The sequence below is a fragment of the Nocardioides sp. Z24_21 genome (assembly GCF_058134345.1).
This window is the reverse complement of record NZ_JBYTTH010000002.1, coordinates 854,477-867,355: the sequence shown is the minus strand read 5'-3', so window position 1 is coordinate 867,355 and position 12,879 is coordinate 854,477. Positions and strand designations below refer to the sequence as shown.

The 12,879-nt window shown below is 74.4% G+C and carries 11 protein-coding genes; 1 reads left to right on the top strand and 10 read right to left on the bottom strand.

Annotated elements, in window-relative coordinates:
• Positions 1-86: 86 nt before the first annotated feature.
• Positions 87-1,196, bottom strand: a complete 1,110-nt coding sequence (locus tag AC3X7Z_RS10580) for a sugar ABC transporter substrate-binding protein (RefSeq protein ID WP_489975872.1) — start codon at positions 1,194-1,196, stop codon at positions 87-89.
• 203 nt (positions 1,197-1,399) lie between these two features.
• On the opposite strand from AC3X7Z_RS10580, the gene aceB reads away from it, so the two are divergent.
• Complete coding sequence (aceB, locus tag AC3X7Z_RS10575; RefSeq protein ID WP_489975871.1) at positions 1,400-2,980, top strand: malate synthase A; 1,581 nt, start codon at positions 1,400-1,402, stop codon at positions 2,978-2,980.
• On the opposite strand, the gene AC3X7Z_RS10570 is transcribed toward aceB, so the two are convergent.
• From AC3X7Z_RS10570 to pucL, 9 genes are all read right to left on the bottom strand, one after another.
• Entirely contained in the window at positions 2,937-4,316 is a 1,380-nt protein-coding gene (locus AC3X7Z_RS10570) for a guanine deaminase (protein ID WP_489975870.1), read from the bottom strand. The genes aceB and AC3X7Z_RS10570 overlap by 44 nt on opposite strands.
• Entirely contained in the window at positions 4,313-5,128 is an 816-nt protein-coding gene (gene xdhC, locus AC3X7Z_RS10565; protein WP_489975869.1) for a xanthine dehydrogenase accessory protein XdhC, read from the bottom strand. Before xdhC ends, AC3X7Z_RS10570 begins: the two co-directional genes overlap by 4 nt.
• Position 5,129: 1 nt before the next feature.
• Positions 5,130-7,505: a xanthine dehydrogenase molybdopterin binding subunit gene (gene xdhB / locus AC3X7Z_RS10560; RefSeq protein ID WP_489975868.1), complete on the bottom strand. Its 2,376-nt coding sequence runs from the start codon at positions 7,503-7,505 to the stop codon at positions 5,130-5,132.
• The gene (locus tag AC3X7Z_RS10555) at positions 7,502-8,899 is read right to left on the bottom strand and encodes a xanthine dehydrogenase small subunit (RefSeq protein ID WP_489975867.1); all 1,398 of its coding nucleotides are present in this window, start codon (positions 8,897-8,899) and stop codon (positions 7,502-7,504) included. The genes xdhB and AC3X7Z_RS10555 overlap by 4 nt, the downstream gene beginning before the upstream one ends.
• A gap of 111 nt (positions 8,900-9,010) precedes the next feature.
• On the bottom strand, positions 9,011-9,850 hold the full coding sequence (locus AC3X7Z_RS10550; protein WP_186342367.1) for a bifunctional allantoicase/(S)-ureidoglycine aminohydrolase: 840 nt from the start codon (positions 9,848-9,850) through the stop codon (positions 9,011-9,013).
• Entirely contained in the window at positions 9,847-11,181 is a 1,335-nt protein-coding gene (allB, locus tag AC3X7Z_RS10545; RefSeq protein ID WP_489975866.1) for an allantoinase AllB, read from the bottom strand. Before allB ends, AC3X7Z_RS10550 begins: the two co-directional genes overlap by 4 nt.
• Positions 11,171-11,491, bottom strand: coding sequence for a hydroxyisourate hydrolase (gene uraH / locus AC3X7Z_RS10540; RefSeq protein ID WP_186342369.1), 321 nt, complete (start codon positions 11,489-11,491; stop codon positions 11,171-11,173). Before uraH ends, allB begins: the two co-directional genes overlap by 11 nt.
• Positions 11,491-12,000, bottom strand: coding sequence for a 2-oxo-4-hydroxy-4-carboxy-5-ureidoimidazoline decarboxylase (gene uraD / locus AC3X7Z_RS10535; RefSeq protein WP_489975865.1), 510 nt, complete (start codon positions 11,998-12,000; stop codon positions 11,491-11,493). Before uraD ends, uraH begins: the two co-directional genes overlap by 1 nt.
• The gene (pucL, locus tag AC3X7Z_RS10530) at positions 11,997-12,851 is read right to left on the bottom strand and encodes a factor-independent urate hydroxylase (protein WP_186342371.1); all 855 of its coding nucleotides are present in this window, start codon (positions 12,849-12,851) and stop codon (positions 11,997-11,999) included. Before pucL ends, uraD begins: the two co-directional genes overlap by 4 nt.
• Positions 12,852-12,879: the final 28 nt, after the last annotated feature.

Here is a 12,879-nt window from a genome sequence, read left to right as displayed (position 1 = left end):
CTCCGATCGGGACGAGGTTTGTTGTCTGCGGGGACGCGACGGTGCCCGAGCCGGCTGCGGCTCGGACACCGTCGACGCCAGCCGGGTCAGGAGATGCCGGCCTCGGCGCACAGGTCGGCGAACTTGCCCGTGCAGATGTCCGCCGCCTTCTGGCCGCCGTCGTCGATCACGTCAGTGATGTTGTCCTTGGTGATGGCCTGCGGATCGAGCAGGATCGAGGGGACCTCGCTGTCGTCGGAGGAGTCGACCGTGGTGCCCGTGGTGTCTGCCTCCTCGCCGTTGGCGAGCGCGATGGCGACGTCGGCCAGCGCCTGCGCCTCCTGCGTGGCGGACTTGTAGACCGTCATGCACTGGGTGCCGGCGAGGATGTTCTGCAGGCCCTCGACCGTGGCGTCCTGACCGGTCACCGGCACCTTGCCGGCCTGGCCGTTGCCCTCGAGGATGCTGATGGCGGCGCCACCCAGCCCGTCGTTGGCCGCGAGCACGCCGTCGACCTTGCCGTCCGCGGCGGTGTAGAGCTGCTGGAAGATCGTGGCGGCCTCCTCGTTGTCCCACTCCGGCACGGCCTGTTCGCCGACCACCGTGTAGCTGCTCATCTCGTCCAGCACGCTGTGCGCGCCCTCGGCGAAGAGGGTGGCGTTGTTGTCAGTGGGCGAGCCGTTGAGGTAGACGATGTTGGCCTTCTTGTCACCGAGGCAGTCCGCGAGGCCCTGGCCCTGCAGCTCGCCGACGACGGTGTTGTCGAAGGACACGTAGTACTCCGCCGAGCCGCCGAGCGTGAGGCGGTCGTAGTCGATGGTGGCGACGCCCTGGGACTTGGCCTTCTCCTGGATGGCCGCCCCGGACTCGGAGTCGAGGTTGACGATCGCGAGCACCGTCACGCCGTTGCCGATCATGGTGTCGGCGATCTGGGTCATCCGCTCCGCGTCGTTCTCGGCGTTCTGGATGTCGTAGTCGACGCCGGCCTCCTCGAAGGCGGCCTCGAGCGCGGGACGGTCCGCGCTCTCCCACCGCACCGAGGACTCGGTGTCGGGCAGGATCACGCCGACCTTGCCGGTCGCCGCGGCGCTGCTGCTCTCGCTGCTGCTGTCGTCGCTGGTGTCGTTGCCCGAGCTGCTGTCGTCGTTGCCGCAGGCGGTCAGCGCCATGGCGGCGCCGAGCAGGGGGATGAGGACCAAACTGTGCTTCCGCTTCACACGAACCGCCTCCTAGCGATCTCGCACGTCGACCCGCGGGAGCGCCGGACGTCCATGCATATGTTGTGCCACGCAACATATGGAGTGACGGAGGTCACGTCCAGACGGCTGGGGTCGGTGTTGCCCGTTCGTTACCAAACCCCGCGGGGCGAGCGTCCGCCGGACTGGACCACCCGGGCTCGGCGACGGCTAGCGTGGCGGCCATGACCGGCCTCGAGGTGTCCGCCCCGTCCGTGCCGAGGTCGCAGGAGGTCCTCACGCCCGAGGCGCTGGACTTCGTGGCCGGCCTCGACGCCCGCTTCCACGAGCGCCGCGACGAGCTGCTCGCCGCGCGCAGCACCCGACGCGAGGAGATCGCCCGCACCGGCCGACTCGACTTCCTCGCCGAGACCGCCGAGGTGCGCGCGTCGGACTGGCGGGTCGCCCCGGTGCCCCACGACCTGCGGGACCGCCGCGTCGAGATCACCGGTCCCACCGACCCCAAGATGGCGATCAACGCCCTCAACTCCGGAGCGCGGGTGTGGCTGGCCGACCTCGAGGACGCCAACACCCCCCACTGGCGCAACGTCGTCGGCGGACAGCTGACGCTGCGCGACGCCGTCCGGGGGCGCCTGTCGTACACGTCGCCGGAGGGCCGGCAGTACGCCGTCGCCGACCCCGCGAGCGCGCCGGTGGCCCTCCCCCGCCCGCGCGGGTGGCACTTCGACGAGGCCCACCTCACCGCCGCCGGCCGCCCGGTCGTCGCCGCGCTGGTCGACTTCGGCCTGCACTTCTTCCACAACGCCCGCGAGCTGCTCGCGGCGGGGAGCGGTCCCTACTACTACCTGCCCAAGCTGGAGTCCCACCTCGAGGCCCGGCTGTGGAACGACGTCTTCACCCACGCCCAGGCCGAGCTCGGGGTGCCGCACGGCTCGGTGCGCGCGACCGTCCTCATCGAGACGATCACCGCGGCGTTCGAGATGGACGAGATCCTCCACGAGCTGCGCGACCACGCGGCCGGGCTCAACGCGGGCCGTTGGGACTACCTCTTCAGCATCATCAAGAACTTCCGCGACGCAGGCCCGGCCTTCGCCCTGCCCGACCGCAACGCGGTGACCATGACGGCGCCGATGATGACCGCCTACAGCGACCTGCTCGTGCGCACCTGCCACCGGCGCGGCGCCTTCGCCATCGGCGGGATGGCGGCGTTCATCCCGAGCCGCCGCGACCCCGAGGTCAACGCGCGCGCCTACGCCAAGGTGCGCGAGGACAAGACCCGCGAGGCGCGGGCCGGCTTCGACGGGTCGTGGGTGGCGCACCCCGACCTGGTGCCGGTGTGCGCGGAGGTCTTCGACGCGGTCCTCGACGGGCGCGACAACCAGCTCGACGTGCTCCGCGAGGACGTCTCCGTGCGGGCCGGCGACCTCCTCGCGGTGGCCGCGACACCCGGCGAGCGCACGGAGGCGGGGCTGCGCGGCAACGTCCGGATCGGCATGCAGTACCTCCACGCCTGGCTCTCCGGCAACGGCGCCGCCGGCATCGACCACCTCATGGAGGACGCGGCCACGGCCGAGATCTCGCGCTCGCAGGTGTGGCAGTGGGTCCACAACGACGCCACCCTCGACTCCGGCGAGACGATCACCCGCGAGCTCGTCGAGCGGCTGGTCGCCGAGGAGTTCGACGCCCTCGGCGGTGCGGTCGACGACGACGCCCGGCGGCTGTTCGTCGACTGCGCGCTCGGCGACGACTTCCCCGACTTCCTCACCCTGCAGGCGTACGACGTGCTGCTGGCGCGGGGCGACTGACCGGGCGGACGAACCCGCCGCTGGCGACCTGGTCGCCGCCGACCCACACGTCGGCGACGTCGGCGTCGTGGGCCAGCGCGAAGATCTTGCCGAGGGCCTCCTCCGGCGATCCGGCGTGGCGCAGCCCGATGTCGAGCGCGGTGCCGACCCGCGGGCGCAGGCAGATCGCGTCGAACTGCTTGCCGGGGCCGAGGTCGCCGGTGACGTCGCCGAGCCCGAGCGCCGCGGCGCCCGCCGCCGTGCTCAGGTGCAGCAGGTGTCCGGCGGTCAGCTGCAGCCCGTCGGCACCGAGGAGGTGCTGCAGGAAGTAGGCCTGCAGGCCCTCCTTGAAGATCGAGAAGCCGGTGCCCGCGCCGACGTCGCTGCCGAGGGCGACGCGCACCCCCGCCGCGACGTGGCGTCGCAGCGAGAACATCCCCGAGCCGAGGGCGGAGTTGCTCGTCGGGCAGTAGGCGACCGCCGTGCGCCGGGCGGCCAGCACGGCGAGCTCGGCGTCGGTGGGGTGCACGTCGTGCGCCAGCACGGCGAGCCCGCCGAGCAGCCCGTGGTGGTCGTAGGTGTCGACGTAGTCGGCGCGGTGGGGGAACTGACCGGCCACGGTGGCGATCTCGTCGTTGTTCTCGTTGACGTGGGAGGTGAAGAACGCGCCGTCGACGGCGGCGAGCACGTCGGCGCACGCCGCCAGGATCGCGTCGGAGGCGGACAGGGCGAACCGCGGCGTCACGGCGTAGCGCAGCCGGCCACGCGCGTGCCAGTCCGCCGCCAGCCGGAGGGCGTCGTCGCGGGCCCGCTCGGGGGTGGTGAGCAGCGGCTCGGGCAGGATCCGGTCGCTGACCACCAGCCCGCTCGTCACCCGCAGCCCGTAGCGCTCGGCCTCCGCGAAGAGGGCGTCGACCGCCGGGGCGAAGTGCGAGCCGAAGACCAGCGACGTCGTCGTCCCGGCGGCGATCAGGCCGGCGACCATCTCCTCGGCGACCGTGGCGGCGTAGGCGATCGAGGCGAGGCGCACCTCCTCCGGCAGGGCGCACCGCTCCAGCCACTCCAGCAGCGGCATGCCGAGGGCGCCGATCACCCGCACCTGCGGGAAGTGGACGTGCGTGTCGACGAGGCCGGGCAGCAGGATCCCGGCGCGCAGGTCGATCACCGGCGCACCCGGACGGGCCGCGGCGACCTCGGCGAACCGGCCGCGGTCGACGATGACCCCGTCGCCCGAGACGGCCAGGCCGAGGTCGTCGTCGTAGCGGAACGCGGGCCCGGACACGGTGAACGGGTCGTCGGGAGCGTCGAAGGCGCGGGCGCGGTAGACGACCTCGGCGGCCGGCTGGCCAGGACTCATGCGCGGGTCCGGGCTCGGTCGGCGGCGAGGAGGTCGAGCAGCTCCGCCGCGATCGAGACGGCGATCGCGGCGGGCGCCTTGGACACCGCTGCCGGCAGGCCGATCGGGCAGCGGATGCGCGCCAGTGCCGCCTCGTCGTGTCCCTCCCGCGCCAGGCCCGCGCGGAAGCGCGCCCACTTGGCGGCCGAGCCGATCAGCCCGATCGAGCCGAGGTGGGCGCACCTCAGGGCCTCGTCGCAGAGCGCGAAGTCCTCGGCGTGGTCGTGGGTCATCACCAGCACGTGGGTGCCGAGCGGGAGCGTGCCGAGCACCAGCTCGGGGACGGGCGCGTGGTGCACCCGCACCCGCGCCTCACCGTCTCCCGGCAGGGCCAGGCGCTCCTCGGACAGCTGGGCGGCACGCGAGTCGACGAGGTGGAGGTCGAGGTCGTGGGCGGCCAGGACGCGGGCCAGCTGGAGGCCGACGTGCCCGACGCCGACGACCGCCACCGACCCCACCACGGGCAGCGGCTCGAGCAGCAGGGTGACCTCGCCGCCGCAGCACTGGCGGCCGTGGTCGGTGCGTGCCTTGTCGGTGAGCCCGAGGACGAGCTGCTCGGGATCGGCGGCGCCCGCGGCCAGCATCGCCCGGGCCCGCGCCAGCGCGGTCTCCTCGAGGTTGCCGCCTCCGACGCTGCCCCACGCGCCGTCGGCGGAGACCACCATCTTGGCACCCGGGTCGCGGGGGGCGTGGCCACGCACGCCGGCCACCGTCACGAGCACGCCGGCCCGCCGCTCGTCGCGGAGCCGTCCGACCGCTGCCAGCCAGTGCACGTCAGGCCTCCCCTGCCGCGTGGGCGGCCCGCTCGGAGCGTGGGCGCAGCGGGGGCGCCGCCGGGTCGGGCCGGTCGGGCTCGACGCCGGGCAGGCCCTCGACGACCCGGCCGGGAGCCGCGGCCCGCGCGCGCTCCACCGCCCAGAACACCGCCTCGGGGGTGGCCGGCGAGGCGAGCTCGACGCTCGTGCCCTCCGGGCCGAACGCGGCGGCGGCCGCCCGCAGCGCCTCGCGCACCGCGAAGGCCAGCATGACCGGCGGCTCGCCGACCGCCTTCGAGCCGTAGACCACGCCCGTCTCGGCGGCCTGCTCGAGGAGCGCGACGTGGAGCTCGTCGGGCAGCTCGCCGAGGCTCGGCAGCTTGTAGGTGCTGGCCGACTGCGTCGTCAACCGGCCGCGGGCCGGCCCGTGCGACTCGTCCCAGCGCAGGTCCTCGAGCGTCAGCCAGCCCACGCCCTGCGCGAAGCCACCCTCCACCTGGCCGAGGTCGACGAGCGGGGACAGGCTGTCGCCGACGTCGTGCACGATGTCGACGCGTGGCGTGCGGTGGGCGCCGGTGAAGCCGTCGACCTCGACCTCGGCCGCCGCGACGCCGTAGGAGAAGTACTTGAACGGGTGGCCCTGCATCAGCGTGGAGTCCCAGTGGATGCCCTCGGTGCGGTAGAAGCCGGCCGCCCAGAGCTGCACCCGGCTGGCGTAGGCCTCGCGGACGACCTCCTCCCAGGGCAGTCCCCGCCCCGCGTCGACCTCGCGCAGGCGGGCCAGGATCTGCTCGCACGCGTGCTTCACCGCCCCGCCGTTGAGGTCGGTGCTCGAGCTCGCCGCGGTCGCGGACGTGTTGGGCACCTTGTCGGTGCGGGTGGGCGCGACCCGCACCCGGGCGAGGGGCACGCCGAGTGCGGTGGCCGCGACCTGCAGCATCTTGGTGTGCAGGCCCTGGCCCATCTCGGTGCCGCCGTGGTTGATCAGCACGGACCCGTCCTTGTAGACGTGCACCAGCGCCCCCGCCTGGTTGAAGGCGGTGAAGTTGAACGAGATGCCGAACTTGACCGGCGTGATCGCCAGTCCGCGCTTGCGGTGGGGGTGGGCGGCGTTGAACGCCTCGACCTCGGCGCGTCGGCGTACGACGTCACCGGAGGCGATCACCTGGTCCCAGGCGGCGGCGAGCCGCTCGGGGTGGCGCACCGGCTGGCCGTAGGGCGTGGACTGGCCCTCGACGTAGAAGTTGCGGCGGCGCAGCTCGGCCGGGTCGATCCCGAGGAGGGGCGCGCAGCGACCGAGGATGTCCTCGATCACCAGCATCCCCTGCGGTCCGCCGAAGCCGCGGAAGGCGGTCTGGGAGGTCTTGTGGGTGCGCGCCACCCGGCCGTGCAGACGCACGTCGGGGATCCAGTAGGCGTTGTCGACGTGGCACAGCGCGCGGGCCAGCACGGGCTCGCTGAGGTCGAGGCTCCAGCCGCCGTCGGAGGTCAGCGTCGCCTCGAGCGCGGCGAGCCGGCCCTCGCCGTCGAAGCCGACCCGCCACTGCGCGTGGAAGCCGTGGCGCTTGCCGGTCATCGTCATGTCGTGGGTGCGGCTCAGCCGCAGCCGCACCGGGCGGCCCGTGAGGACGGCCCCGAGCGCCGCCACCGCGGCGAAGCCGTGCGGCTGCATCTCCTTGCCGCCGAAGCCGCCGCCCATCCTCAGGCACTGGACGGTGACGTGGTGGCTGTCGAGGCCCAGCACGTGGGCCACGATCTCCTGCGTCTCGCTCGGGTGCTGGGTGCTGCTCTGCACGAACACCTGCCCGCCCTCGTCGACGAGCGCGAGCGAGGCGTGGGTCTCGAGGTAGAAGTGCTCCTGGCCGCTCATCTCGGTCACGCCGCTGAAGACGTGGGCCGCCCCCGCGAGCCCTTGCTCGACGTCGCCGCGCGCGACGACCGGCCGGCCGCCCTGGAAGCTCCCGGCCTCGATCGCCTCGGTGAGCGCCACGACCGCGGGGAGCGGCTCGTAGCCGACCTCCACGGCCGCCGCGCCGAGGCGGGCGGCCTCGATCGTCTCCCCCAGCACCCAGCACACCGCGTGCCCCACGAACATCGCGATCTCGGGGAACAACGGCTCGTCGTGCTTGACGCCGGCGTCGTTGGTGCCGGGCACGTCGGCGGCCGTCAGCACCCGCACCACGCCCGCCACCTCCAGCGCCGGCGCGGGATCGAGGCGGACGACCCGGGCGTGCGGGTGCGGCGAGCAGACCGGGTGGGCGTGCAGGACGTGGGGCGTACGGTGCACCAGGTCGTCGGTGTAGAGCGCGTGGCCGGTGACGTGCAGCGCGGCGCTCTCGTGTGGCAGCGACAGCCCGACGACCGCGTCGTCGGGGCGCCGGGACAGCTCGCTCACCGCTCCCCCCACCCCTCCGCCCACCCCTCCGCCCACCAGGCTCGCAGCGCGTTGCCGAGCATCGCCGCGCGGTAGGCGGCGCTCGCCCGCTGGTCGTCGATGGGCGTGCCCTCCCCGGCCAGCACGACGGCCGCGGCCTCGACGGTCTCGGCCGACCACGGCCGGCCCGCCAGGGCGGCCTCGGTGGCGCGCGCCCGCACCGGGGTGGCGGCCACCCCGCCCAGGCCGACGCGCGCCCGCGCGACGGTGCCGTCGACGACCTCGAGCGCGATCGCGACCGCGACGCTGGAGATGTCGTCGACGCGGCGCTTGGCGACCTTGCGGAACGTGGTGTGCGACGCGAGCGGCGTCGGCACCCGGACGCACCGGATCAGCTCGCCGGGGCGCAGCACGCTCTCGCGGTAGCCGGTGAAGAACTCCGCCAGCGCCACCTCCCGCTCGCCGGCGGCGGACGCGAGCACGAGGCTCGCGTCGAGAGCGAGCAGGGCGGGGGCCAGGTCGCCGATCGGGGACGCGGTCGCGAGGTTGCCGCCGATGGTGGCGCCGTTGCGGATGAGCGGCGAGGCGAACTGCGGCCACAGCTCGGCCAGCAGCGGGACGGTGTCGCCGAGCGCGGCCGCGACCTCGTTGAGCGTGAGCGCGGCGCCGATCTCGACCGGTCCGCCGGCGGTGATCCCGCGCAGCTCGGGCAGCCGGTCGATCGCGACGAGGTGGGCGACCCGGCGTCCGCGCAGGTTGACCTCCACCCCCCAGTCGGTGGACCCGGCGACCACCGTGGCGTCGGGGTGCTCCGCCAGCAGCGCGAGCGCGTCGGCGAGGTCGGCGGGACGGGTGAACCCGGCGACGCGGGTCGGCACCGGCCCGGGCGCCGGGGCGGCCTGCCGCTGCCCGAGGGGGTCCCCCGGCTCGGGGCTGCCGAGCGCGAGGGCCGCGTCGCGGATCGGGCGGTAGCCGGTGCAGCGGCAGAGGTTGCCCGCGATGGCGTGCAGGTCGAACCCGCCGGGACCGTCCTCCCGGTCGGGCCGGTAGTACTCCGCGGCCATCGAGCAGGCGAACCCCGGGGTGCAGTAGCCGCACTGGGAGCCGCCGCGCACCGCCAGCTCGGACTGGACCGGGTGCAGGTCGTCGGGTCGGCCCAGGCCCTCGGCGGTGAGCACCTCCTGGCCGTCGAGCGCGAGCGCGGGGACCAGGCAGGCGTTGACCGGCGTCCACCGGCTGCGTGGCCCGTCGGGCCGGGCGACCAGGACGGCGCAGGCGCCGCACTCGCCCTCCGCGCAGCCCTCCTTGGCGCCGGTCAGCCCGCAGCCGCGCAGGAAGTCGAGCGCGTTGGTGTGGGCGGGCGTGCCGGTGAGCGGGCGCGGGCGCCCGTTGACGGTGATGTGCGGCTCGGGCACGTTCCTCCCCGTGGTGCGTGGCGCAGTGCGGTCGCATGGTTCGGGAGTCACGGGCCGCCGGTTGTCCATGCCGAACGACGACCTGCCGCCCGCCATGCTACGTGACCTGGGTCACGTCGCGGGAGAGGACGGACGAAGCCGCGGGTGCCGGTTGACGTCCTTGTAGAGCAGGTAGCGGAACCGTCCCGGGCCGCCGGCGTAGCAGGCCTGCGGGCAGAACGCGCGCAGCCACATGAAGTCGCCCTCCTGCACCTCGACCCAGTCCTGGTTGAGCAGGTAGACCGCCTTGCCCTCCAAGACGTAGAGGCCGTGCTCCATGACGTGGGTCTCCGGGAACGGGATCGCGCCGCCCGGCTCGAAGCCGACGATGTTGACGTGCATGTCGTGGCGCACGTCGAGGGGGTCGACGAAGCGCTGGGTGGCCCACGCCCCGTCGGTGTCGGGCATCGGCTCGGCGGTGACGTCGTCCTCGTGGACGACGAACGCCTCGGGCACCTCGACGCCGTCGACGCGCTCGTAGGCCTTGCGGATCCAGTGGAAGGTCGCGGTCGCCTCGCCGCCGTTGCGCAGCGTCCAGCGCGCACCGGGCGGCAGGAACGCGTAGCTGCCGGCGCCCAGGGGGTGGCTCGCGCCGTCGATCGTCAGCAGCGCCTCGCCGTCGACGACGAGCAGCACCGACTCGGCGTCGGGGTCGTCGTCGGGGCGCTCGGTGCCCCCGCCCGGCGCCACCTCGACGACGTACCACGAGAACGTCTCCGCGAAGCCGGACAGCGGCCGGGCCAGCACCCACAGCCGGGTGTCGTCCCAGTGGGGCAGCCGGCTGGTGACGATGTCGCTCATCGTGCCGCGCGGCAGCACGGCGTAGGCCTCGGTGAAGACCGCCCGGCCCGACTGCCCGGTGGTCAGCTCGGCCTGCGCCGGCAGCCCGCCCCTCGGCACCCAGTAGCTCATCGCCGCTCCCCTCTCCTCAGCAGTCGTCCGCGCGGCGGGGCGGCCGGGTCGACCGGGCGTCCGCGCAGCCAGGTCGCCCGCACCGTGCCGGTGAGCGTACGCCCGCCGTAGGGCGTGACCGGGTTCTTGTGGTGCAGCGCCGCCGGGTCGACGACCCACGTCTCGTCGGGCGCGAAGACGCACAGGTCGGCGTCGGCCCCCACGGCGATCTCACCCTTGGCGGCCAGCCCGACCCGGCGGGCGGGCGCGGTGGACATCCAGCCGACCACGTCGGCGAGGGGGACGCCGCGCTCCCGGGCACCCGTCCAGACGACCGGCAGGCCGAGCTGGAGGGAGGCGATCCCGCCCCAGGCCGCGGCGAAGTCGCCGGTGTCGCGGGCCTTGAGGTCGGCGGTGCACGGCGAGTGGTCGGTGACCACCAGGTCGATGTCGCCGTCGACCAGGGCCCGCCAGAGCGCGTCGCGGTTGGCCGCGCCCCGGATCGGCGGGCAGCACTTGAGCTCGGTGGCGCCGTCGGCGACCGAGGCGGCGTCGAAGTGCAGGTAGTGGGGGCAGGTCTCCACCGACACGTCGACCCCGGCGGTGCGGGCGGCCCGCAGGGCCGGCACGGCGCCCGAGGCGCTGAGGTGCACGACGTGCGCGCGGGCACCGGTGCGGCGCGCGGTCTCGACGACGAGCGCGACCGCGCGCTCCTCCGCCGCGTCGGGCCGGCTCTCCAGGAAGCCGCGGTAGGTGGTGCCGTGCGCGCACTCGCCCACCTCGTCGGCGTCCTCGGCGTGGACCACCAGCAGCGAGCCGAGGCGCGCGGACTCGCCCATCGCGGCCGCCAGCTCGGCGGGCGAGAGGTGGCCGAACTCCTCGACCCCCGAGTCGAGCAGGAAGCACTTGAAGCCGAACACCCCGGCCTCGTGCATCGGGGCCAGGTCGGCGACGTTGCCCGGCACCGCACCGCCCCAGAAGCCGACGTCCACCCACGCCTGCCCGGTCGCGACCGCTCGCTTGGCCTCCAGGGCCGCGAGGGTCGTGGTCGGCGGGACGCTGTTGAGCGGCATGTCGACGATGGTGGTGACTCCCCCGGCCGCCGCCGCGCGGGTGGCGCTGGCGAAGCCCTCCCACTCGGTGCGGCCCGGCTCGTTGACGTGGACGTGGGTGTCCACCAGACCGGGCAGCAGCACCTCGTCCGCGTCAAGCACGACCTCGGTGGCGCCCGCGGCGTCGGCGTCGAGGGCCGCGACGCCGACGATGACCCCGTCGCGGACGCGTACGGAGGCCGACCGCTCGACGCGCCCGACCACCGCTCGCCGGGCGCGCACCAGCAGCTCAGCTGCCACGGTAGGTGGAGTAGCCGTAGGGGTTGAGCAGGAGCGGGACGTGGTAGTGCTCGTCGGCGCCGACGGCGAAGGTCACCGCGACCTCGGGGTAGAACGCCTCGACGCCCGCCGCAGCGAACCAGGCGCCGGTGGCGAAGCGGATCCGGGCCTCGCCCCGGGGCACGTCGCTGGCCAGCTCCCCGACGCGTCCGTCGGCGTCGGTCACGGCCGACGCGAGGACCGTGCCGTCGACCGTCTCCAGCGTGACGCGGACGCCCGCGGCCGGGCGGCCGGCGGAGGTGTCGAGGACGTGGGTGCTCAACGACGCCATCACGCCACCGTCCCCGCCAGCTGCTCCCGCAGGCGCAGGACCGCGATCTGGGTCAGCTGGTCGACGGTCGCGGCGCGCTCGAGCTCGTCGCTGTTGTCGAGGCGCTGCCGCAGGTGCTCCAGGATCTCGGGCCCGCTGCGGCCGGCCGCGCGCACGATGAAGACCCGGCCGAACCGCTGCTCGTAGGCGCGGTTGCCCTCCTCCAGGCGGCGGGCGAGGTCGGCGTCGGCGTGCTCGACGCCCGACTGCTCGCGGGCGGAGTGCTCCGCGTCGTGCCGGTCGGCGTCGGCGCGCTCGCCGATCCGCGGGTGGCGGGCGAGTGCGGCGACGAGGTCGGCGTCGTCGATCGTCGCCGACGCGGCGAGCATCGCCGCCTCCACCTCGCCGAGGTCGGCGTAGGGCCGCCCGGCCAGCACGCGGTCGACCCAGCCCGGGGCGTCGAGGCAGGTGAGCAGCACCGCCCGGGCGTCCTCCCGCCCCGCGGCGTTGAACGCGTCGAGGTCCCTCACGCCCCCTCCCGCACGACCGTGGCCTCGATGAGCCCGTAGGGGCGGTCGGCCGCGTGGAAGACCTCGCCCGGGTTGTCGAGCCCGAAGGGCTCGAGGTCGACGAGGAAGTGGTGCTTGTTGGGCGCCGCGAACGCGATCGCGGCGATCTCCTCGTGGGCCTCGAGCACGGCGCGTCCCATGGCGTAGAGGGTCTCCTGCAGCGCGCGGCTGTAGGTCGTCGCGAAGGTCGACAGCAGCAGCGCACGCACCGCGTCGTGGGCCGCGTTCCAGTCGACCTGCGCGCCGTCGCGGTAGCGCCACTGGGCACGCAGGGCCGTGGCGAGGATCCGGTCGTCGGCGTCGGGCAGCGTCGTGTAGTCGTCGCGGAGGAAGCCCTTGAACTCCGAGCCGGTCGACTTGAGCACCACCAGGTCCTTCAGCCCGGACGTCACCGTCGGGCCGGCCGGCGACTGCTCGACCACGACGGTGCGCACCTCGCCGCCGCGCCGCACGAACGCGTGGTCGTGGCCGTGACCGTCGACGGGGATCCGGTCCCAGGCGTGCTCCTCGACCTGCACGACCGCCCCCTCCGCGGCCGGGGTGGCCTCGAGCAGTCGGGCGCCGAGCGCGATCGCGTAGTCCTCGGGCGACGACACGCCGTGGCGCTTGGCGAGGGCGAACGCGGTGTTCTTCTGCGTGTCGGTCGGCAGCACCTGCGACTGGTCGCCGTCGGTGTGCGCGGCCGCGAAGTCACCGTGGAGCGACGTCGACACGGTGAGGTCGCGGATCTCGTGGCGCGGCGTGTCGCGCACGATCCGCACCACCCGCGACTCGGCCTTGCCGTAGCGGTTCGGTCCCAGCACGATTCCCATTCCGGCTCCTGCTCCCTGTGATCTCGTC

What these genes read in the sequence shown, in the direction of transcription:
- AC3X7Z_RS10550 (WP_186342367.1), bottom strand. Translation starts at nt 9,850, where the DNA reads ATGAGCTACTGGGTGCCGAGGGGCGGGCTGCCGGCGCAGGCCGAGCTG.
- pucL (WP_186342371.1), bottom strand. Translation starts at nt 12,851, where the DNA reads ATGGGAATCGTGCTGGGACCGAACCGCTACGGCAAGGCCGAGTCGCGG.
- aceB (WP_489975871.1), top strand. Translation starts at nt 1,400, where the DNA reads ATGACCGGCCTCGAGGTGTCCGCCCCGTCCGTGCCGAGGTCGCAGGAG.
- AC3X7Z_RS10570 (WP_489975870.1), bottom strand. Translation starts at nt 4,316, where the DNA reads ATGAGTCCTGGCCAGCCGGCCGCCGAGGTCGTCTACCGCGCCCGCGCC.
- uraH (WP_186342369.1), bottom strand. Translation starts at nt 11,491, where the DNA reads ATGGCGTCGTTGAGCACCCACGTCCTCGACACCTCCGCCGGCCGCCCG.